This window comes from Pseudomonas fluorescens, assembly GCF_900215245.1.
Taxonomy (GTDB): Bacteria; Pseudomonadota; Gammaproteobacteria; order Pseudomonadales; family Pseudomonadaceae; genus Aquipseudomonas; species Aquipseudomonas fluorescens.
In genome coordinates this window covers 403,527-425,735 of the sequence record NZ_LT907842.1, presented here as the reverse complement: position 1 = coordinate 425,735, position 22,209 = coordinate 403,527, and the positions used below count along the sequence as shown (strand labels likewise).

Genomic DNA, 22,209 nt, shown 5'->3' with positions numbered 1-22,209 from the left:
TTGAAATCACTTTTTGATCAGCAGCGCCGCGAAACCGGCGCTGGCTAAACTTTGGAGATATTTTAAAGATGAGAGCTACCCCACTTGTCATCCCGGACGTTTTTCTGTTTGAGCCGAAAGTTTTCGGGGACGAGCGGGGCTTTTTCTATGAAAGCTTCAATCAGAAGGTCTTCGAGGAGGCTGTCGGAAAGGCCGTTCATTTCGTTCAGGACAACCATTCCCGGTCGGCAAAGGGTGTACTTCGGGGTTTGCACTATCAGATCAAGCAGCCCCAGGGAAAGTTAGTACGGGTTACCCATGGCGAAGTGTTTGACGTAGCCGTCGATCTGCGCAAAAGCTCTGCCACCTTTGGTAAGTGGGTGGGGGCACATCTTAGCGCCAGTAATAGATCACAACTCTGGATTCCAGAGGGGTTCGCACATGGATTTTTAGTGCTTTCAGAGAATGCTGAGTTTCTCTACAAGACCACGGACTACTGGGCTCCTGAGCACGAACGGAGCCTGGCGTGGAACGATTCCGACGTTGCAATTGATTGGCCGTTTTCCGATTCACCCATCCTTTCCGCCAAAGATGCAAATGCCCCGCGTTTTGTTAACGCTGAGGTGTTTGAATAGTGGACCCGCACCTGAAACCTTCGGCTGGGCCGGTCAGCATGGTGGCCAGCCTCTGGAAAAATCGTTCGTTGATCTCACAAATGACTAAGCGCGAAGTCATCGGACGTTATCGCGGTTCGGTCATGGGTCTGACATGGTCATTTTTTAACCCGATCCTGATGCTTGCGGTTTACACCTTCGTGTTCTCCGAGATTTTCAAATCTCGCTGGGTCGGTGTCGATACAGGTAAAGGCGGTTTCGCGATCCTGTTGTTTGTGGGCATGATCGTTCATGGGTTGTTTGCTGAATGCGCTAACCGTGCACCTTCTTTGGTGATGACTAACAGTAACTATGTGAAAAAAGTAGTCTTCCCGCTGGAAATTCTGCCGGTCATCACCCTGGGTTCTGCACTGTTCCATAGCTGCATCAGTTTGATTGTATTACTGGCCGCCCAATTCTTGATCACTGGCCAACTCTATTGGACGGCAGTCGTGTTCCCTTTGATTTTGGTGCCACTAATATTAGCCACTCTAGGAATAAGCTGGTTGTTGGCCTCGTTGGGTGTCTATCTACGAGATGTAGGTCATGTGATTACAGTCCTTACCACCGTCCTGTTGTTTCTTTCGCCTGTACTTTATCCGGTAGCGGCGCTGCCTGAAGCTTATAAGCCATGGTTAAAACTCAACCCGCTGACCTACATAATTGAGGAAAGTCGAAGTGTCCTGCTATTCGGCCACCTACCGCATTGGGGCAGTCTAGGTCTGGCTATCGTCATTGGGGCACTTATTGCTTCAATTGGCTTCTGGTTCTTTCAAAAGACACGTAAAGGGTTCGCTGATGTCATCTGATCAATCGGTAATCAGCGTTCGGAATGTCTCCAAATGTTTTTATACCTATGACAAACCTCATGATCGCCTGAAACAAGCTATCGTGCCGCGATTCCAGCGGTGGGCCGGGGACCAAGTCACCACCTACGGCAAAGAGTTCTGGGCCCTGCGTGACATCAGTTTTGAAGTCAAAAAAGGCGAAACGGTAGGTATTGTAGGTCGCAATGGATCAGGCAAATCCACATTGCTGCAGATCATTTGCGGCACGTTGACGCCGACGATAGGCGAAATTGAAACCCGTGGGCGCATCGCTGCATTGCTCGAATTGGGCTCGGGCTTCAACCCTGAGTTTACGGGGCGTGAAAACGTCTACCTGAACGCCGCAGTTCTGGGTCTGACGCGTGATGAGGTGAACGATCGCTTTGATGCTATTGCCAGTTTTGCGGACATCGGAGAATTTCTCGATCAGCCTGTGAAGGTCTATTCCAGTGGTATGGCGGTCAGGCTTGCCTTTGCAGTCCAGGCACAAGTCGATCCTGAGATTCTTGTTGTGGATGAAGCGCTCTCGGTAGGCGATGCCCGGTTTCAAGCCAAATGCTTCGAGCGTCTGCGCCAGCTTAAAGAGAACGGAACCAGTATCTTGCTGGTGACCCACTCCAGCGAGCAAGTTGTGACGCACTGCTCGCGCGCAATTCTATTGGAACAAAGCCGGATTGAAATGATCGGGGAGTCACGCCCAGTGATCAATCGCTACACCGACATTTTGTTTGGTCGTAATACCAGTGCTGATGAGCCTTCGAGCTCCGCAGTGATGGCCGCAGAGCCCGTGGCGCTCAGCGAGAAAGCTTTACAGTTGTCTCTGGAAAGCGATGTTTATGCATCACGTATTGGCTATAACCCACATGAATATCGTTGGGGTGATGGGGCTGCTACGTTAATGGATTTTTATTTGAGTGCGAACGGGCGTGAATTTCCGGCGAGTATAGAGTCAGGTGAGGAAGTTGTACTCGGTGTGTCACTTAAGTTTAACCGTTCAGTAATCAACCCAATTCTCGGATTCACTATTAAAACTAAGGAAGGTGTGACGGTCTACGGCACAAACTCTTATTTGTTGGAGTGTACCGAAACCCGATCCATGGGAGAGTCTGGGAGCGTGGCCACCGCCAGCGTGAAGTTTTTAAACAGACTAGCGACTGGTGATTATTTTATTTCCTTAGGGATCGCCTCTAGAGAGGGCGAAGACATCATTCCCCATGATAGGCGTTATGACTCCATTCATTTGGTTGTTGAACCCACTCCCAAGTTGTTGGGGCTGATTGACCTTGCCGCTGCTATGACAATCGATCCGGTAGACCCAAATGTTTAAACTCGATCAATACGGTTATACCAAGGATGGTGAAACAAATGTGTGGGTGCGCTCTGATTTTCAGGGTATAGCCTACAGTGATGGTGATAGCGCCGAAGCTGAACTCGCAGGAATAATTCATAATGCCAAAGACGTATCTGTCTTGTCGGATGAGCTTCCGCAGTACTGCACAGACTGGGCAAAGCTTTATCACCTGAGCGCCACGCGCGCTAATATCCTTCGTCCGTTTGAGCACTTGTTCAAGTCTCGCGTGTTGGAAATCGGTGCCGGTTGCGGTGCTATCAGTCGTTATCTCGGAGAATGCGGAGCAGACCTTCTATGCCTGGAAGGCAGCCCTCGGCGCGCGGGAATAGCCGCGAGCCGGACGCGCGAGTTGGATAACGTAACTGTTCTGGCTGAGCGTTTCGACGATTTCAAGGTCGATGAGCAATTCGATGTCATTACGCTTATTGGCGTGCTTGAATACGCAAGCATGTTCAGTAATGCGGAAGATCCCGCCTTGGCGATGCTGATGCGCGTTCGTCAATTGCTCAAGCCTGATGGACATCTTTTCATCGCCATCGAAAACCAGTTGGGGCTCAAGTACTTTGCGGGTGCGCCTGAAGACCATGTCGGCATTACAATGTATGGCATCGAAGGCCGATACGAACATGGGCAGCCCAAAACCTATGGTAAGAAGGAACTCAAGGACCTAGTCAATCGAGCCGGGTTTACCGCTTCGAGTTTTCTGGCGCCGAGTCCGGATTATAAGCTGCCCAACTCGATCATTACTGAGAGCGGCTTTGGGTGCGACGATTTCGACGCCTCTGCTTTGGCGTGGCAGAACGTCAAGAAGGACCCGCAGCTTCCAGAACTGACCACTTTCAACCTAGAGAAGGCTTGGTCAGTTGTCATCGACAATCGTCTGGGTATGGACCTGGCCAACTCTTTTTTGGTCGTGGCGTCTTCAGAAAAAAGTGAACCTTTCGATACTGATGTGCTTGCCTACCATTACAGCACGGGTAGGAAGACTCGCTACTGTAAGGAGTCATTGTTTGTTAAAACGCCGCAGGGCATTCAGGTCCGCTATAAAAAGCTGGGTAATCTAATAGGCGATGAGGCGCAAGCGAACCTCGACGACGGCTTCAAATATGTGCTTCCCAGAGTGGATGCCTACGCGAAAGGCAGCGTGCTCAGCCTCGAGTTCCTGGATATCGCTGCGCGCCGCGACTGGAGCGTACAAGGATTTACTCCCTTCTTACAGAAGTATCTGGCTTGTTTGCAAATGCTGCTGGATGAAGAGGGCTCCGACGTAAAACTTTCTTCAGCCAAATCTGTGCTTCCGGGCCGCTATATTGATGCAGTCCCGCAAAACATCGTAATCAATAAGTTCAATAAACCGCAGTTTATTGATATCGAGTGGGAGATGGATGAGGGGGTTGAACTCGGCTATTTGATGATGCGGGCACTACTTTTACTGATGGCCGCTGCGAATCCATTCTACCCCAGTGCTTCTACGATCAGTCGCCAGGAGTTCGTGACGCAGCTGTTAGCAAGCGCAGATATGGATATAAGCGCAGAGGACATCACGCGCTACATTGCTACCGAAGCTGCCTTTCAAGAGCGGGTTACAGGTGCCGACGCAAACCAGTTTCTCAACTGGTCGCCCGAAGCAATTATTCACAAACTGGGCGCTGTGTACCCGCCCTCTAAGCATGCAAAACTCTATGTGAGTGATGCGGCCGGGCACTTTTCAGAAGAGTCTTCGTTGCTACAAGTAGTCGATGATGGGCGTCAACTGATCAGGTTCACCCTCCCTCCTGGCTTGCCACCTGGTGTGCAGTTGCGATTTGACCCTATCAACCGACGTCAAAGCTTTTCCATTCATGCCATCAAGGTGTACTCTAGCGGCGAAACGGTTGTGGAGTGGCAGGATGACATTAGTCATCCGCTTGTCATTGCATCCGCTGTGCGGATTCCCCAAGTTGGTCGCGATACGCTTTATCTAGCGCTGAGCGATGACCCGAGTTTAGCGATTCCTTTAGATGGTGAAGCGCTTAGTGGCATAGACCTGCTTGAGCTGGAAGTAAGCCTTACTTTATTCACGGAAGAGCAGCTGGCTCAAGAGATTAATGTGCTGAATCAATCTGGACTGACAAATCCCAATTCCGAGCTGCAAAATAAGCTCGATCTGATTCTGAACTCAAGCAGTAAGCTTGACCAGATCCTTGACTCAAATAGCAAGCTTGATCTGATTGTCGACTCTAATAAACAGATCAATGATGTGCTTGAGTTGTTGAAAGCGTCTATTACTTCAAATTATACCGATGTAATCGCTCAAATTACGCGCGAAAAAGAACGAGAGGTTCAAACACTCGTCGAGCAACTTCGTCTATTGAGTGAAGAGACCAAAGCCTCCGTTAAGCTTCTCAGTGAGGAGCATAAGGTAGCCCTTCAGCTCTTGACTGAGCAAAATAATCTTGCGCTGGGCGAAAAAGATTCTCAGATCGAAGAACTCATCGCCTCTACTGCGCTCGAACATGCGCACTCAGAAGTGGAGCGGCTACAGATTATTGAAACGCTGCATCATCAGGCAGCTCTTAAAGATGAAGAGTTGCAAAGTACGTTGGCCAAATGGCAAGACTCTTTGAAAGATAAGGATGCTCATATCGGCAACCTCGAAGAGCAATTGCGGTTGCAGCAGGTTCAGAAAGACACGCACATCCATAACTTGAATTTGCACATTATTGCCATGCAGTCATCATCCAGTTGGAGGGCGACTGCACCCTTTCGCAATCTCTTGAGGCGCATTAGCCAAGCTAAAAGGGTAGGGCGGTTATTGCCAGCGGTGATCCGTCGAGGTGGCGGACTACGCAGTACTGCACGCAAGGCAATCGCGGTGTGGCGTCAACAAGGCACTGCGGGCTTGAAGGCGCGGGTAGTGTGGGTTGCCGGGGCAAGTAACTTTGCCTTTGTAGGCCAGGAGACCCGTGAAGTGCCCGACCGCCACGACTATTCGCGGTGGGTTGAGTATTACGACACCTTGGATGATAACGGCCGTTGGAAAATCGGCGAAGAGATTCGCAAGTGGAGAAGCAAACCGCTGATTTCGATCATCATGCCTGTTTACAATCCGCCTTTGGACTTGTTGCGTGAAGCGGTCGAGAGCGTTCAGTCGCAGCTCTACAAGAACTGGGAGCTGTGCATAGCCGATGATGCGTCCACCGATGCGCAGGTGATTACCTATCTTGAGTCACTCAAGGCTCAAGACAAACGTATCAAGGTAGTTTTCCGCGAGACAAATGGCCATATCTCCAATGCCAGCAATTCTGCACTGATGTTGGCATCAGGCCAGTACATCGCCTTGATGGACAATGATGATCTTCTGCCGGAGAACGCACTGTATTGGGTTGCCCGTACCATTCATGACAACCCGGATGTAGGTGTTATTTATTCTGACGAGGACAAGATTGATACTGCCGGCAAGCGTAGTTCGCCTTACTTCAAGTCGGATTGGAACGAGTTTCTGTTTCGCTCTCAGAACATGGTTTGTCATTTGGGGGTTTATCGCTCCGATCTGGTGAAAGAGGTCGGTGGTTTTCGCACGGGCTTTGAAGGCGCTCAGGACTACGATCTTGCTTTGCGCTGCTCGGAGAAACTCAACCGCAGTCAAATCGTGCATATTCCACGGGTGCTCTACCACTGGCGGATTCACGCGGGTAGTACCGCAATGGCTGGCGACGAAAAGCCTTACGCGGCGCTTGCTGGCGTCAAGGCCTTGGATGAGCACCTGCAGCGCAAAGGTAATATCGGCCGTACGGAACTGCTGCCGATGGGCATGTACCGCGTTCACTATGTGCGTCCCGCAGTGGAGCCGTTAGTCACGTTGATTATTCCCACGCGTAACGCCTACGCGCTGGTAAAGCAGTGCGTTGACAGCATTCAGCAACTGACGACCTACACTAACTATGAAATCATATTGATCGATAACGGATCTGATGATCCCATCTCCCTAGAATATTTCGCGCAACTCGATCAACAAGATAACATTCGAGTGATGCGTGACGATGGGCCGTTCAATTACTCCGCTCTAAATAATGGTGCCGTCAGTATGGCTCGCGGTGAGTTGATCGGACTGATCAACAACGACATTGAGGTCATCACGCCGGATTGGCTGGATGAGATGGTGTCTATTGCTCTGCAGCCAAACATCGGCGCCGTCGGGGCACGCCTTTGGTACCCAGATGACCGCCTGCAACATGGCGGCGTAGTGGTCGGCGTTGGCGGCGTCGCAGGGCACTCGCATAAGTACCTGCCAAAAGGCGACTACGGCTACTTCTGCAGGGCTGCGTTGATTCAGGAGTTTTCGGCAGTCACCGCGGCTTGCCTGATCATCAAGAAGTCTATTTTCGAGCAAGTGGGCGGGCTGGACGAAGAGAACCTCAAAATCGCGTTCAATGATGTCGACTTCTGCCTCAGAGTTCAGGAGGCTGGTTACATTAACGTGTGGACACCTTTTGCCGAACTTTACCACCACGAGTCGGCTACACGGGGCCTGGAAGATACGCCTGAGAAAAAAGAAAGGTTTTCCAACGAAGTCCTGTATGTGCAGGCTCGCTGGCCGAAGATCCAAGAAGACTACACCTATAACCCGAACCTGACTTTAGATCATGAAGACTTCGGTTTGGCTTGGCCACCTAGAGTTAAGTTATAAGATGAATTCAACTACTTTGGTCGACACTAACTCGGCTCAGAAAAGTCACGGCGCGGTAGCACTGCCCGTCGTTCACTCTTTCTATAATTTCAAAAACTTACTTTGTTATGTTTTGATTGCTCTGCCGGTCATTAGCCTTGTCATCAGTGCTTGGTCTTGGCTAAGGTACGGCGTTGATATTCCTGTGTATGACGATTGGCGCCAATACAACGCCAATGACATGGGGCGCCTGGATTTCCGTTATTTGATGACACCGCACAATGACACGTTATACACCATAGGATTGCTGTTGGATTCGCTGGCATTTCGTTTCTTGGATGGGAATACTGTTGCGTATCAACTTATCAGTATGGTAGCTGTGCTGGGCGGGTTGCTGGCGTTTCAATGGAAACTTCTCAGTAGTTGCATGAGCAATAAAACTTATTTGGCTGTTTCTTTCTCGTTTACACTACTCATGCTGCAGCCGGATACTTATTGGGGTTGGCAGAACTTGGCTTATCATCAAGCGGTGCCTTTGGTTTGCCTTTTAGGTATTATTGCAATCACTCTACGCGAAAAGCTCAATTCGGGTTATGCATTCGTATCCGTATTTTTTCTCACGTTAATTTCCGGCCTAACTTATATAAGTGGTGCGTTTTCTGCACTTGCGCTTTGTCTGATATTTGTCTTTGTTGGATTGGTGTATAAGTCTAGGTACAGTAAGAATTTAGTGAGTGCTGGGCTGGCGATTGCGCTGCCTGCGCTTGCTACAACGATGGCTCAATTATGGGTTATTGTAGGAGTTCAGCATGGTACGCATCGCGCAGATGCGCCAATGGCATACCCTTGGGAGTCTGATTTCTGGTATTTCATGTTGGGGAAAATTGGCCGCTCATTGATGCTACCGATGTCGCACCCTAAATTTTCTTTGATAGTAACAGCTGTGGCAGTGCTGATAATCCTAGTGCTTGTAATTGTCGGGATTTTTAAGCTTGGTTCCAGTGCTAGTGATGCGACCAAAAAAGCTATCATTGTATTTTTGTCGCTATCAGGAGTGGTTTTTGTATACCTACTGCTTATATCGGCCGGGCGAACGAATTTGCGGCCTGATAACGTAAGTGGCGCTACGGATGTTTTTATATATGGTTTTTACAGGTTTCACTTTTTCTGGGTTACTTTGCTATGGCCTTGGTTAGTATTACTTTGCTTGAAAGGTCTACATAACCGCAGACCGTCGAAATCATTCGCTATCGTTGTTGCGCTTATAGCTATCGCACTATGGATTGTAGCGATGGTTTTTACAGAGATTATGGGCGGTTCAGCTTTCTTTAAAGCTACGATGAAGCATCGCTCTGAGGGTGTAGCGTGTGTGGTCTCTAGGATTCAAGAATCCGGAGAAGTGAGATGCCCAAATATAGATCTCGGCGATATTGCGGAAGGCATAAAGAATGGACGGGCTTCTGATGCATCGTTTGCCAGAATACTTCCAATTTTGCCTATAGCACTCGGGAGCAACAACCCGCCGCCGCTTTTCAGACTTTCAGATAGCTTGGGTGCAGTGAAAATAAATAATGCGGTGCGTGACGTAAGCGCAAGTCTTATACTTAGCCTTAAGACTGATAATGATCCAAGCCTGATAATGAAGATTCCTCCAAGTGCTGATCTGTCACGCTGTGGTACGCTTGATCTAGTCGCGGCAATAACGGTAGAGGAGGCTAGTGTTGCTCAGCTGTTTTATATGGCGCCTGGGCATTTAGGCTACAGCGAGGGGCGGTCGACCACAGTCTCTGTGTCACCGTCCAAGGAGCCTCAGATTATTAGCCTTACTGTTAATAGCACTAACGGATTTGAGTCTGAACTAAGGTTTGATCCGGTGACGGCTAATCAGAAAATAAGTATTAAAGATTTGGAAGTTCGTTGCCGTTCATATTTTCAGACTAATTGAGAAAGGTACATAAAATGTCCTCTAGTCAAATACCACTTTTTTCCGCTGCGGTTGTAAACGCTCGACTGGACTTCCTCTCCGCAATCACTAGCGTGCTAGACAGCCACTGGTACGTGCTTGGGAACGAAGTGAAACTGTTCGAAGAAGAGTTCGCGAAGTATGTGGATGTTACCCACTGCATCAGCGTTGCCAACGGCTCAGATGCACTTGAGCTGGCGTTGAAAGGCCTGGGCGTTGAGCGCGGCGACCACGTCGTTGCGGTTGCCAACGCTGGTTTTTACGGCAGCACAGCGATTCATGCGGTCGGCGCAGAGCCTCTGTACGTGGACGTCGCCCCGGCCAGCTTGACCATCTGCCCGAAGGCGCTTGCAGCCGTGTTGGACAAAAAGCCCGCAGCGGTGATCGTGACGCACCTTTACGGTCAACTGGCCAACATCGAGGAAGTCGTCCGTATTGCTTCGGCGGCCGGCGTCCCGGTGCTGGAGGATTGCGCCCAGTCCCATGGTGCGCGACGCAATGGCAAACAGGCTGGCAGTTTTGGCACGATTGCGTGTTTCAGCTTTTACCCCACCAAAAATCTCGGTGCCCTGGGTGATGGCGGTGCAGTGGTCACCGATAACGACGAACTTGCGAATCGTATCCGCCAGTTGCGCCAATACGGCTGGACTCAAAAGTACCAAGTATCTGTCCCAGGCGGCCGCAATAGCCGCCTTGACGAAATGCAAGCCGCGATCCTTCGTATAAAACTCCCGCATCTTGACACCTGGAACGAACAACGTCGTGCGATCGCTAAGCGTTACAACGCGGCGTTTAACGCACTGGATATGCAATTGCCATGCTCCACCGGCGAAGATTATGTAGGCCACCTCTACGTCGTGCGTGTGAAGGCGAGAGCAGAGTTTGCTGCAGCATTGAAAGAAAAGAGCGTCAGCACCGACATTCATTACCCGATCGCTGACCACAAGCAACCCGCTTACGTTGCCAAACCAGCCGCATTGAGCGTGACTGAGGAGGCGTGTGAAACGGTTATTTCGTTGCCTTGCTACCCTGGCCTGAGCGACGAAGAAGTGGATCGCGTGATCGAGGCCGTCACTGCTTACTTTTTAGAGGGGAATTAACCTTGCTTACGTTGGTCATCCCCGTATATCGCAACGAGGGCAATCTTCCCGACCTGCTCGTCGCCATAGCTGGCGTGAATACGCAGCTTGATAACGACCTTGAGGTTGTGTTTGTGGTGGATGGCAGCCCGGACCGCTGTTATGAGATTTTGCGAGAGAAATTGCCTTCGCAGCCTTTCCGATCCAAGCTCATTTTGCTGTCGAAGAACTTTGGCTCGTTCATGGCAATTCGTACAGGGCTGCAAAATGGCAGCGGGGACCGATTTGCGGTGATGGCCGCGGATTTGCAGGAACCACCTGAACTGGTTCTTGAAATGAACCGCGTGCTGTTGGGTCAGGACACCGATGTTGTCGTCGGTGTTCGAGAAGGGCGGCAGGACCCGTGGGGCAGTCGCATGGCGTCCTACCTCTTCTGGGGCCTTTACCGCCGGTATGTCATCCCGGAGATTCCGCCGGGCGGCGTCGATATGTTTGCCTGCAATCGGGCATTCAGAGACACACTGTTGACGCTGGATGAGCGACACAGTTCGCTGATCGCACAGATTTTCTGGCTGGGTTATCGCCGCAAAGTCGTGACCTACACCCGTCAAGAAAGAGTTCACGGCACTTCGGCCTGGACCTTGCGCAAAAAAGTCAATTACCTGATGGACAGCGTGTTTTCCTTTACGGACCTGCCAATCAGGCTGCTCACCCGTGTCGGTGCTTTCGGTTCGGTGCTGGCGGCGGTATTTGGTCTTTTCACATTAGCGGCGAAGCTGCATGGCATGATCGAGGTGCCGGGTTACGCAATGATCATGCTGACGATCACTTTCCTTGGCTGCTTGAATCTCCTGGGACTGGGCATCGTGGGCTCCTACGCGTGGCGTACCTACGAAAATACAAAAAATCGACCCTTGGCGATCCCAATGCGCGTTGAAGATTTTGGAGACAAGAATGGTCAGCACTAAGCAATACTTCGTTCACAGTCATGCACTGTGCGAATCCGAGAATATTGGTAAAGACACGCGAGTCTGGGCGTTCGCGCACATTCTGCCTGGGGCCACCCTGGGCAGCGAGTGCAACGTTTGCGACAACGTGTTCATTGAAAACGATGTGATCATCGGCGACCGTGTCACACTCAAATGCGGCGTGCAGGTCTGGGACGGGATCACCATTGAAGACGACGTATTCATTGGTCCTAATGCAACCTTCACGAATGATCTGTTTCCGCGTAGCAAGGTCTACCCGCAGGCCTTCGACCGCACAATCGTCCGCAAGGGCGCCTCACTGGGTGCCAACTGCACGATCCTCCCGGGCCTAACGATCGGCATCAACGCAATGATCGGCGCAGGTGCGGTGGTCACGCGTTCTATCCCGCCCAATGCCATCGTCGTTGGTAACCCCGCCAAAATTATCGGCTACGTTGATGCCAAGCCTGTCAGCACATCCCAGGAAGGGGCTGAAAAGGTTGCCAGCAAGCCGGGCATGGTCCATACCACTGTCAACGGTGTGACTTTGCATACGATGACCGAGGTCGCTGACATTCGCGGCAGCCTTTCTGCGGGTGAATTCGAGCGCACCATCCCGTTCAAATCGGAACGATATTTCTTGGTGTATGACGTGCCTACCGCAGAAACACGTGGCGAACATGCGCATAAGATCTGCCACCAGTTTCTGGTTGCCGTCAAAGGCTCGGTGCATGTGGTCGCGGACGATGGTAGTAACCGCGAAGAGTTCGTGCTGGATAAGCCGAATAAGGGCATTCACCTGCCACCCATGACATGGGGCATCCAGTATCGTTATTCCCACGATGCAGTGCTGATGGTGTTTGCGTCGCATTACTACGATTCGGCCGATTACATCCGCAACTACGATGAATTCAAATCGCTGATTGCTAACGCTCGATGATGCCTGGAATCAAGCGCGCAGCAGCTAAAATCCTGCAGGTAGATTTTGCCAGATTCCTGGTGTCGGGTGGATTCAATACCGTCGTCACCTATGGAATTTATTTGCTGTTGTTGAATGTATTGTCCTATAAGACAAGTTATACGATCGCGTATGTGGCAGGAATAGTGCTTGCGTACAGCCTCAATCGTTACTTTGTTTTCAAGAGTCATCAGGGCATCAAAACGGTCGCGTTGTTTCCATTAGTGTATCTGACGCAATACCTCTCCAGCTTTTTGATTCTCTGGGTGTGGGTTGAGAAACTTGGGCTTGATAGCCGCGTCGCCCCGTTAATCGCAATCATGATCACGGTACCGATGACGTATGTTCTTTCCAAATACGTGTTCTCCACGGCCCCGAAACGGGGTTAATGTTTAAAAAGTGGACATAGCAGCGCCTACGAGCCTGCCGTTATCTGAATGTCACGCAGATTTAAGCCCCGGGACATCTTGCTGCGATTGCGGCGAGGTGTCCAAGGGCTTTTTTTGTTGAACGTCGCATTTCAACAGCGTGAAGTCTTTTAGGCTTCAACGTCGCGCGCTTTGATAATCATGCTCGAGTCATCGTTGACGGTGACTTCGAACATGGCGGTGTGTTTAAGGATTATTCTATTACTAGTAACGTTTTAGACTGGCATAGGAGCGAGGAATTCTCTCCAGGGATCTCAATGGATACACCGTAGCCACCTGGTTCCAGCGAAGATAAGTCGGCGTTGAAGGAAAAACCAGCTTTCAAGAGTTTTTGATTGTTGAATGCCTTTGCCACGTCCGGTCGATCAATGACCGTATATTCCTTGAATGTTGCAGGGTTACCCTTGTAGCCGTTCAAACGAAGTTTTAGTTCCTTTGGCGAGCTTTGGTTAACGGTATCAATAGCCCAACCGTTAAATTGTACAATGCTTCGCGGTACATAAACGCTCGTGTCGGTCTTTCCGCCGATTGTGTCAATGGTGCATTTGTCTGATGGGTAATATGTCGTCTTGGCAGCTGCTGCACTTCCCTTGCTCCCTTCCTTGTCATTGCATCCTGTCATGGTTGCTGAAGTTATAGCGAGAAAACTTATTGCCGCAATTATTTTGTACATGGTTTTTCCTGAAGGGGCAGTGTATGTATTGTTGATTTCTTAACTCTATAAATGCTTGGCAGTACTATCGTGTTAGCGCAAAAACTGACGATTCATCGGCGGCAAAGTCTCCGCCCGTGCTGCAAAAAAAATCAACCTCAGCAGTCGGATTATGTAGTGGTTGGCAGCACAGTACAAGGGTACGGGAATGGCTTCATGGCGGTAGTCATGCATTTTTACTGGGAAGTCGATGGGCAGGGACTGAGTGAGACCGTTTTTGATGAGCATCACCTACGCTGAGTGGGAGCTGGTTTTCAACTCAGCGCTGCGCCCTGCATCTTTTAAAATAAGGTATTGCAACAACCCGCGTGAAGGTTTTCAGTCCGCTAGTAGGTCGGACTTGATAATGAGGTTGTATTTTTTCGGTTTTCGAATGCCACCAATATTTAATTGGTCGTGCGATATAGGGTTGTAAGTAAAAGTGTAGTTACGGAAAGTTAGCCCGTACTTCTGTAGCGTACGCACAGGTCCCAGGGCAGCCAGCCGTCGATGGGGTTTTCGCAAGGCGACTCGTACGTGTTGTATATACACCTATAATGCCAATGAAAAAGCCCGCAACGGCGCGATTTGTGATGCCAGTGTCTTGAGTTTCAGGTATCGGGTGCAGTCATTTTTTTATTACCTTCAACACCCAGGTAAATATAAGTGGTTACCACTATCGATGCAGCCACACAAGCCTCGGAAGACTCCACAGATATCCACGGGCCTCACGGCCAAAGTGGCTTCTATTCAGTGCTTTGCAGCCCCATCGTGTACTCGAGCGCTGCTTGAGACGCGTCCCGTAGCGTTCAGCCTGAACAGAGAGGAGGGTAACTATTGCAAGAAGCGCTCGCTTCCGTCATTTAATCTACGTTAGCCCGTAGATCACAGTGGTCACCGGAAAGGTGCCGATTCTCTGCCGGCTCTCGGAGCCAAAATTCAGGATTGGAAAGGACAGCATGAATATCACCAGCAGGCCGACCGGTACTTTACTGTCGCTGTTGAGCGACCAACGTAGGCAGTACATGGTGATAATAAGTACTCAGTAACGTGTTCGGCGCTGCTGTTGAGCGCCTCGACGGTGTCCTGGGTGCCTTGCTGGATACCGTGGATCATCTGCTCGATTTCTTCGGTGGAATCCTGTGTGCGTTGCGCCAGTGACCGCAACTCGTCGGCGACCACCGCAAAACCACGCCCGGCTTCGCCTGCGCGGGCAGCTTCGATGGCGGCGTTGAGCGCCAGCAGGTTAGTTTGCCCGGCGATGCCGCGAATCACTTCCAGCACTTTGCTGATGTCCTGGGCCTGGACCGCGAGGCCCTCGGTCTTGTTCGATGCACCGAGCACTTCGTCGACCAGGTTCTGGATTGCGCTGATGGTTTCGCTGATCTGGTAGTGGCCGTGCTTGCTGTCTTCGTCGGACGCCTTGGACGCCTCGGCGCTGGACACCGCATTGCCTGCCACTTCATCCACGGCTGCACTCATCTCGTTGACGGCGGTCGCGGCCTGTTCGATTTCATCGTTCTGCGCCTGCAGGCCACGGGTGCTTTGTTCCATCACCGAGCTCATCTCTTCGGCGGCAGAGGCCAGTTGCTGCGCCGACTCGCTGATGCCGCGAATGGTCGATTTAAGCTGGTCCTGCATCGTGGCCAGGGCCGTCAGCAACTGCGCCGGCCGTCGCTGCCCTTCACCACGATCGGCCGGCTCAGGTCGCCACCGGCAATGGTGCGCGCCACCGCCAGGGCCTGGCCGAGCGGTGCAGTGATGCTGCGGGTCAGCAGCCAGGCCAGCAGTAAGGTCGCAATCAACGCGCACACGATGATCAGGCCGACCACCCATTGCGCGCGGGTGTACATCTGCGCCGCCGAATTGACAGCGGCTTCCACGCCTTTCTGGTTGAAGGTGATCATGTCCTCCAGGCTTTTATTGAGGACTGTGCCCTGAGGGCCGAGGCCAGTGGTAAGCAGGTCTATCGCGTCTTGCTGCTGGTCGTTGTCGACCCGTTCAACCAACTGGCTGACGATGCTGTCGTAGGTGTTCACGTTGACGTTGAGCTGCTTGAGCATGGCCCGTTCTTCGTCACCGCTGAGCAGGCTTTCGTGGTGCTCAAGCAGGGTTTTGAGTGCTTTGCGCTGGCTGGCGATCAGGTTTTTGCTGTTGTCGCGGATGCGGGACTCGTCGGTAGTCGCCATGCGCATGGATTCCAGGCGCATGCTGGCAATACAGGCAGCAGCGTCGTGGATATTCTCGATGCTCGGCATCCACGAGGCTTCGATGATCAGCGCGCTTTCACGCAGCTTGGCCATCTGGCCCAGGCCAAACAGGCCGACAATCACCAGCATGGCGGCCAAAACCCCGAAACTCAGACTGGCGCGTAGACCGATTCGCATATTCCTCAATGACATCCTGGTGCTCCTTAGGCGATTAGCTTCTGTTCCCGGACCGGTCTTCGGACCTGATTTGAGTGGGAAAGGGCGCGCTGTATATCAAAGTGCCATCAAGGTGGTAATCAGGGTTTCCCTTACGGTGCATCGAGGCGGTGACCTGTGCTGAGAATCGGCGACAGCACTGGTTTTCGCTCGCGCCAGCGCCACGCCATGCGGTTGTGGGGCTGCAGGCGTGCGCAGTGAGACTTTTCGGTGCGTTTATTGACCGCTTGGTCGAGTTGAGAAAATTGAAAGTAAATGTACAAACCGCGCGAAGGTGTACAGATAAGCCCGGAAAATCATCCTTCTCCTGCTTCGTTTCACTGGCTAAGCTCAGGGCTTCCAGATGCCCGTTCGAGGTTTCCCGCATGTCGCAATCCGCCCTCGCCATCGCCCGCATGATCCTCGATGGCTTCGACGATTACCGTGAGCACTTTCGCCAGATCACCGACGGCGCCCGCGAACGGTTCGAAAAGGCCCAGTGGCAGCAGGGGCAGGCGGCTTCGGCGGCGCGTATCAACCTGTATGAAGACAAGGTGGCTGAAGTGACGGCGCGCCTGCGGGCCAGCTTCGACGAGGCGACCTTGCTGGACATCGACACGTGGCCCCTGGTCAAGAGCGCGTATATCGGCCTGATCGACCTGCGCTTTGACGATGAACTGTCGGAGACCTGGTACAACTCGATCTTCTGCGGCCTGTTCAGTCATGACCTGATCAGTGATGGCTGCATGTTCATCCACACCACGCGGCCCAGCCTGCGCCGCGCGCGCGCGGCGCAGACCCGGACCTATAAGCCGACGGGCGACCTGGCGTCGACGCTGGCGCAGATTTTCGCCGATTACCGTTTCAGCGAACCCTACGCGGACCTCGCTGCCGACTTGCGCCGGCTCGAAGCCCAATTGCGCGAGAACCTGCCGGACTGGGTGTGCAAAGACCCGGACCTCAGCGTCGAGCTGTTTTCCTCGGTGCTCTACCGTAATAAAGGCGCCTACCTTGTAGGGCGCATCTATACCCGCGATGAACAATGGCCGCTGGTTATTCCGCTGTTGCACCGCGAAGGGCGCGGCATCCAGATCGATGCGCTGATCACTGATGAGGCCGACGTGTCGATCATCTTCTCCTTCACCCGCTCCTATTTCATGGTCGACGTGCCGGTGCCGGCGGAATTCATCGGCTTTCTCAAGCGCATCCTGCCGGGCAAGCACATCGCCGAGTTGTACACCTCCATCGGGTTTTACAAGCATGGCAAGTCGGAGTTTTACCGCGCGCTGATCAACCACCTGGCGACCACCGATGATCAATTCATCATGGCGCCCGGCGTGCGTGGCATGGTCATGAGTGTGTTTACCCTGCCGGGCTTCAACACCGTGTTCAAGATCATCAAGGATCGTTTTTCGCCGTCGAAAAACGTCAATCGCGCCACGGTGATCGAGAAGTATCGCCTGGTAAAAAGCGTCGACCGAGTCGGGCGCATGGCCGACACCCAGGAGTTTGCCGACTTCCGTTTTCCCCTGAGCAAGTTCGAGCCCGAGTGCCTGGCCGAACTGCTTGAAGTCGCCGCCGGTACGGTGGAAGTGGAGGGCGACAGCGTGCTCATCCGCCACTGCTGGACCGAGCGGCGCATGACCCCGCTCAACCTCTACCTCGACAACGCCAACGCCGCTCAGGTGCGCGAAGCCCTTGAGGACTATGGCCTGGCCATCAAGCAATTGGCGGCGGCGAACATCTTTCCCGGTGACATGCTGCTGAAGAACTTCGGCGTCACCCGACACGGTCGCGTGGTGTTCTACGACTATGACGAAATCTGCTTCCTCACCGAGGCCAACTTTCGCCATATCCCCGCACCGCGTACCCCCGAGGATGAGATGGCTTCGGAGCCCTGGTACTCGATCGGCCCGCTCGACGTGTTCCCTGAAGAATTCCCGCCTTTTCTGTTCGCCGACGCCGGCCAGCGCAAGCTGTTCGACGAGCTGCATGGCGAGTTGTACAACGCCGACTATTGGAAAGGCCTGCAGGACGCGATTCGCGCCGGCAAGGTCATCGACGTGTTCCCGTACCGGCGCAAAGACCGTGATAACGAATGAGGGGCGCGCGCGTTGGCGGTTTTCTGCGACAATCCGCCCCCTGCATAAATAGACGACCCAAACGCATCTGATGACTGACCAAGCGCCTGCTATCGACCAACTGCTGAAAAACCTCGATCACGCCATGCTCGCCGACCGCCACCGCTTGCGGCGTCAGTTGCTCGAGCTGCGCAAGAAACCCGATGAGGAGAAGCTGGCGCAATGGGTTACGCGCATGCAGGCGTCCTGCGCCCAAGTGACCGCGCGGCGTGCCAGCCTGCCGGTGATTCGTTATGACGACAGCCTGCCCATTGCGGCCAAGCGCGATGAAATCAAAGCGGCGCTCCTCAAGCATCAGGTGCTGATCATTGCCGGCGAAACCGGCTCGGGCAAGACCACCCAGTTGCCGAAGATCTGCCTGGAAATCGGTCGCGGCCAGCACGGTTTAATCGGCCACACCCAGCCGCGCCGAATTGCGGCGCGCAGTGTTGCCAGCCGCGTCGCGGAAGAACTCGCGACGCCGCTGGGCGCGCTGGTTGGCTATCAGGTGCGCTTTGAAGACCAGAGTGATTCCAACACCCTGATCAAGCTGATGACCGACGGTATTTTGCTGGCCGAAACCCAGAACGACCGCTACCTGGAACGCTACGACACGATCATCGTCGACGAAGCCCACGAGCGCAGCCTGAACATCGACTTCCTGCTCGGCTACCTGAAAACCCTGCTGCCGCGGCGTCCAGACCTTAAAGTCATCATCACCTCGGCGACCATCGACCTGGAGCGCTTCTCCAAGCACTTCGACGATGCGCCGATTGTCGAGGTCTCGGGGCGCACCTTCCCGGTCGACACCTGGTATCGCCCGCTGACCCTGGAGCAGGACGAAGAGGGCAACCGTGTCGAGGACGACTTGACCGTTGACCAGGCAATCCTCGCCACCCTTGATGAGATTGCCGCCTATGAGCGCAGCGAACGGCGCAGTCCCGGTGATGTGTTGGTGTTTTTGCCGGGCGAGCGTGAGATTCGCGACGCCGCCGACATGCTGCGCAAGGCCCAGTTGAAACACACCGAAATTTTGCCGCTGTATGCGCGCCTGTCACCGGCCGAACAGCAGCGCATTTTTCAGTCTCATCCGGGCCGGCGTGTAGTGCTGGCAACCAACGTGGCGGAAACCTCGCTGACCGTGCCGGGTATTCGTTATGTGATCGACAGCGGCACCGCGCGTATCAGCCGCTACAGCTATCGCGCCAAAGTGCAGCGCCTGCCAATCGAGGCGATTTCCCAGGCCAGCGCCAACCAGCGTAAGGGCCGATGCGGCCGTGTTGAGCCGGGTATCTGCATCCGCTTGTACAGCGAAGAGGATTTCATTGGGCGCCCGGAATTTACCGACCCGGAAATTTTGCGCACCAACCTTGCTGCCGTGATCCTGCAGATGCTGCACCTGCGCCTCGGCGAAATCACCGACTTCCCGTTTATCGAGCCGCCGGATGGCAAGGCCATCAGCGACGGTTTCAACCTGCTGCAAGAACTCTCGGCGGTCGACCGTAACAGCCAACTGACGCCGTTGGGGCGCCAACTGGCGCGTCTGCCGGTGGACCCGCGTATGGGGCGCATGTTGCTCGAAGCCGCCAAGCTCGGCAGTTTGCAGGAGGTGTTGATTGTCGCCAGTGCGATGTCGATCCAGGACCCGCGCGAGCGCCCGCCCGAGCGTCAGCAAGCCGCCGATCAGGCCCACGCGCAGTGGAAGGATGTGGATTCCGACTTTGCCGGTTTGGTTAACCTGTGGCGTGGCTTTGAAGAGCAGCGCCAGGCCCTCACCGCCAGCCCGTTGCGTAACTGGTGCCGCAAGAACTTCCTGAATTACCTGCGGCTGCGTGAGTGGCGTGATTCCCATCGCCAACTGAGCCTGATTTGCCGCGATATGCAGCTGACCCTGAACAAAGAGCCAGCGGACTTTGCCAAACTGCACAAAGCCGTGCTGTCCGGTCTGTTGAGCCAAATTGGCCAGAAAACCGAAGACGGCGATTACCTCGGCGCGCGCCAACGGCGCTTCTGGATTCATCCGTCCTCGGGCATTGGCAAAAAGCGCCCGCAATGGCTGATGACCGCTGAACTGGTGGAAACCACCAAGCTGTATGCGCGCATGGTCGCCAAGATCGATGCGGACTGGATCGAGCCGCTGGCCGGGCACCTGATCAAGAAAAACCACTTCGAACCGCACTGGGAAAAGAAGCGCGGCCAAGTGGTGGCGTTTGAGCAGATCACCCTGTTCGGGTTGATTGTGGTCGGACGGCGGCCGGTGCATTACGGGCCGATTGACCCGGTGGTGTCCCGCGAGCTGTTTATCCGTGAAGGTTTGGTACGCGGCGAGATTCAATCCCGGGCCAAGTGCCTGACGGCGAACCAGCAACTGCTGGAGCAGCTGGACGAGCTGGAAGCCAAGGCGCGGCGTCGCGACATTCTGGCGGACGAAGAAACCCTGTACGCGTTCTATGACGCGCGGCTGCCGGCAGAGATTCACCAGACGGCGACTTTCGACAGCTGGTACAAGGTCAACAGTCAGAAAGACCCGCAATTGTTGATCATGCGCGAGGAAGACGTGCTGGCCCGCGAGGCCAGTGAAGTCACCGCCGCGCATTATCCGGACACCCTCCACCTGGGCGACTTGGCCCTGGCCTTGAGTTATCACTTTGAACCCAACCACCCGCGCGACGGTGTGACCCTGCGCGTGCCGGCGCCGCTGTTGCCAGCGCTGCCGCCGGAGCGGCTGGAGTGGCTGGTGCCGGGGGTGATAGAAGCCAAGTGCATCGCGCTGGTGCGCAACCTGCCCAAGGCGCTGCGCAAAAACTTTGTGCCGGTGCCGGATTTCGTCAAGGCGGCGCTGCAACGTATCGAATTTGGCCAGGGCTCGCTGCCCCAGGCGCTCGGGCGCGAATTGCTGCGCATGACTGGCGCGCGTGTCAGCGATGAAGCCTGGGCCGAAGCGGCGCAGCAGGTGGAAAACCACCTGAAGATGAACCTGGAAGTGGTCGACGGCCACGGCAAGTTCCTCGGCGAAGGCCGCGACTTGGCCGAACTGACGGCGCGCTTTGCCGAGGCCAGCCAGGCTGCCTTGGCCGTGCCGCAAACCGCGAAAAGCCAGCAGCCGGTTGAGGCCAAGGTGTTCGCGCCGGTGGCGGAGACGACCCAGCAAAAGATCGCCGGCCTGTCGATGACGGTCTACCCGGCGCTGGTCGAAGAGAACGGTACGGTCAAGGAAGGGCGCTTTTCGACGGCCGCCGAAGCCGAGTTCCAGCACCGCCGCGCCTTGCAACGGCTGCTGATGCAACAACTGGCGGAACCGGCGAAATTCCTGCGTGGCAAATTGCCCGGCCTGACCGAGTTGGGCCTCATGTACCGCGAGTTGGGGCGCATTGACGCGTTGGTGGAAGACATTTTGCTGGCCAGCCTCGACACCTGCGTACTGGACGGCGAAGCCAGCCTGCCGCGAGACGGCGCGGGCCTGGCGGCGTTGGCCGAGCGCAAGCGCGGCAGTTGGACCGAACACGCCGAGCGCCTGGCGCGCCTGACCCTGGAAGTGCTGAAGCTGTGGCACGGCTTGCAGAAGCGTTTCAAAGGCAAGATCGACCTGGCCCAGGCGGTGGCGCTGAACGACATCAAGCAACAGCTCAGCAACCTGGTTTATCCCGGTTTTGTCCGGGAAACGCCGGCGCAGTGGTTCAAGGAGTTACCGCGTTTCCTCAAGGCCATCGAGCTGCGCCTGGAGAAGTTGCCAAGCCAGGTGCAAAAAGATCGCGTATGGAGCTCGGAGTTGGGCGGCCAGTGGGTGCAGTACCAGAACCGCCTGAACAAACATGCCCAGGAAGGCAAGCGCGACCCGCAGCTGGCGCTCTATCGCTGGTGGTTGGAGGAATATCGGGTGTCGTTGTTTGCCCAGCAGTTGGGCACCAAAGTGCCGATTTCCGACAAGCGTTTGAGCAAGCAATGGAGCCAGGTAGAGGCTTGATCACAGGCATGGGTAGGGGCGCTTATCCGGGAGATGGCGCCAAAGTCGTGGGGTTGTGGCAAACTTCGCGGTTATAAATACCGGGATCGTCGTGATGGGCTGGTGCGCAGCCGCGGCGCGATGGAATAAAGCGTTGCCAGTTTGATGCCCGCTGGACGGGATCGAACGACTTAAA

At 54.1% G+C, this 22,209-nt stretch carries 14 protein-coding genes; 11 read left to right on the top strand and 3 right to left on the bottom strand.

Going from position 1 to position 22,209, the window contains the following annotated elements; genetic code table 11:
• Positions 1–68 precede the first annotated feature (68 nt).
• From rfbC to CPH89_RS01910, 9 genes are read left to right on the top strand one after another with little or no spacing between them, the layout of a single operon-like run.
• Positions 69–614, top strand: a complete 546-nt coding sequence (rfbC, locus tag CPH89_RS01950) for a dTDP-4-dehydrorhamnose 3,5-epimerase (RefSeq protein ID WP_053257412.1) — start codon at positions 69–71, stop codon at positions 612–614.
• A complete protein-coding gene (locus tag CPH89_RS01945) occupies positions 614–1,441 on the top strand; it encodes an ABC transporter permease (protein ID WP_053257411.1) in 828 nt (275 codons plus the stop codon). Before rfbC ends, CPH89_RS01945 begins: the two co-directional genes overlap by 1 nt.
• Entirely contained in the window at positions 1,431–2,786 is a 1,356-nt protein-coding gene (locus CPH89_RS01940) for an ABC transporter ATP-binding protein (RefSeq protein WP_053257410.1), read from the top strand. The genes CPH89_RS01945 and CPH89_RS01940 overlap by 11 nt, the downstream gene beginning before the upstream one ends.
• Positions 2,779–7,479, top strand: a complete 4,701-nt coding sequence (locus CPH89_RS01935; RefSeq protein ID WP_053257409.1) for a glycosyltransferase — start codon at positions 2,779–2,781, stop codon at positions 7,477–7,479. Before CPH89_RS01940 ends, CPH89_RS01935 begins: the two co-directional genes overlap by 8 nt.
• The gene (locus CPH89_RS01930) at positions 7,436–9,403 is read left to right on the top strand and encodes a hypothetical protein (RefSeq protein ID WP_141125120.1); all 1,968 of its coding nucleotides are present in this window, start codon (positions 7,436–7,438) and stop codon (positions 9,401–9,403) included. The genes CPH89_RS01935 and CPH89_RS01930 overlap by 44 nt, the downstream gene beginning before the upstream one ends.
• Positions 9,404–9,417: 14 nt before the next feature.
• Positions 9,418–10,521, top strand: a complete 1,104-nt coding sequence (locus tag CPH89_RS01925) for a DegT/DnrJ/EryC1/StrS family aminotransferase (RefSeq protein ID WP_053257407.1) — start codon at positions 9,418–9,420, stop codon at positions 10,519–10,521.
• Positions 10,522–10,523: 2 nt separating this feature from the next.
• Positions 10,524–11,468 (top strand): glycosyltransferase family 2 protein, encoded by a 945-nt coding sequence (locus CPH89_RS01920; RefSeq protein WP_053257406.1) that lies wholly within the window; start codon positions 10,524–10,526, stop codon positions 11,466–11,468.
• Complete coding sequence (locus CPH89_RS01915) at positions 11,455–12,408, top strand: WxcM-like domain-containing protein (protein ID WP_053257405.1); 954 nt, start codon at positions 11,455–11,457, stop codon at positions 12,406–12,408. Before CPH89_RS01920 ends, CPH89_RS01915 begins: the two co-directional genes overlap by 14 nt.
• Positions 12,408–12,815, top strand: a complete 408-nt coding sequence (locus tag CPH89_RS01910; RefSeq protein WP_053258026.1) for a GtrA family protein — start codon at positions 12,408–12,410, stop codon at positions 12,813–12,815. The genes CPH89_RS01915 and CPH89_RS01910 overlap by 1 nt, the downstream gene beginning before the upstream one ends.
• Before the next feature lie 232 nt (positions 12,816–13,047).
• Here CPH89_RS01910 and CPH89_RS01905 read toward each other — a convergent pair whose 3' ends face one another.
• From CPH89_RS01905 to CPH89_RS30810, 3 genes are all read right to left on the bottom strand, one after another.
• Positions 13,048–13,527 (bottom strand): hypothetical protein, encoded by a 480-nt coding sequence (locus CPH89_RS01905; protein ID WP_053257404.1) that lies wholly within the window; start codon positions 13,525–13,527, stop codon positions 13,048–13,050.
• A gap of 984 nt (positions 13,528–14,511) precedes the next feature.
• On the bottom strand, positions 14,512–15,027 hold the full coding sequence (locus CPH89_RS30815; protein ID WP_375232801.1) for a methyl-accepting chemotaxis protein: 516 nt from the start codon (positions 15,025–15,027) through the stop codon (positions 14,512–14,514).
• 173 nt (positions 15,028–15,200) lie between these two features.
• Entirely contained in the window at positions 15,201–15,947 is a 747-nt protein-coding gene (locus CPH89_RS30810; protein WP_371850811.1) for an MCP four helix bundle domain-containing protein, read from the bottom strand.
• 389 nt (positions 15,948–16,336) lie between these two features.
• On the opposite strand from CPH89_RS30810, the gene aceK reads away from it, so the two are divergent.
• A complete protein-coding gene (gene aceK, locus CPH89_RS01890) occupies positions 16,337–18,052 on the top strand; it encodes a bifunctional isocitrate dehydrogenase kinase/phosphatase (RefSeq protein WP_053257402.1) in 1,716 nt (571 codons plus the stop codon).
• A 70-nt stretch (positions 18,053–18,122) separates the two neighbouring features.
• Positions 18,123–22,034 carry an ATP-dependent RNA helicase HrpA gene (hrpA, locus tag CPH89_RS01885; RefSeq protein WP_053257401.1) on the top strand — a complete coding sequence of 1,304 codons (3,912 nt, stop codon included), beginning with the start codon at positions 18,123–18,125 and terminating at the stop codon, positions 22,032–22,034.
• The last annotated feature ends 175 nt before the right edge of the window (positions 22,035–22,209 follow it).

What these genes read in the sequence shown, in the direction of transcription:
- rfbC (WP_053257412.1), top strand. Translation starts at nt 69, where the DNA reads ATGAGAGCTACCCCACTTGTCATCCCGGACGTTTTTCTGTTTGAGCCG.
- CPH89_RS01940 (WP_053257410.1), top strand. Translation starts at nt 1,431, where the DNA reads ATGTCATCTGATCAATCGGTAATCAGCGTTCGGAATGTCTCCAAATGT.
- CPH89_RS01935 (WP_053257409.1), top strand. Translation starts at nt 2,779, where the DNA reads ATGTTTAAACTCGATCAATACGGTTATACCAAGGATGGTGAAACAAAT.
- CPH89_RS01930 (WP_141125120.1), top strand. Translation starts at nt 7,436, where the DNA reads ATGAAGACTTCGGTTTGGCTTGGCCACCTAGAGTTAAGTTATAAGATG.
- CPH89_RS01925 (WP_053257407.1), top strand. Translation starts at nt 9,418, where the DNA reads ATGTCCTCTAGTCAAATACCACTTTTTTCCGCTGCGGTTGTAAACGCT.
- CPH89_RS01915 (WP_053257405.1), top strand. Translation starts at nt 11,455, where the DNA reads ATGGTCAGCACTAAGCAATACTTCGTTCACAGTCATGCACTGTGCGAA.
- CPH89_RS01910 (WP_053258026.1), top strand. Translation starts at nt 12,408, where the DNA reads ATGCCTGGAATCAAGCGCGCAGCAGCTAAAATCCTGCAGGTAGATTTT.
- CPH89_RS01905 (WP_053257404.1), bottom strand. Translation starts at nt 13,527, where the DNA reads ATGTACAAAATAATTGCGGCAATAAGTTTTCTCGCTATAACTTCAGCA.
- CPH89_RS30815 (WP_375232801.1), bottom strand. Translation starts at nt 15,027, where the DNA reads ATGAGTGCAGCCGTGGATGAAGTGGCAGGCAATGCGGTGTCCAGCGCC.
- CPH89_RS30810 (WP_371850811.1), bottom strand. Translation starts at nt 15,947, where the DNA reads ATGTCATTGAGGAATATGCGAATCGGTCTACGCGCCAGTCTGAGTTTC.
- aceK (WP_053257402.1), top strand. Translation starts at nt 16,337, where the DNA reads ATGTCGCAATCCGCCCTCGCCATCGCCCGCATGATCCTCGATGGCTTC.
- hrpA (WP_053257401.1), top strand. Translation starts at nt 18,123, where the DNA reads ATGACTGACCAAGCGCCTGCTATCGACCAACTGCTGAAAAACCTCGAT.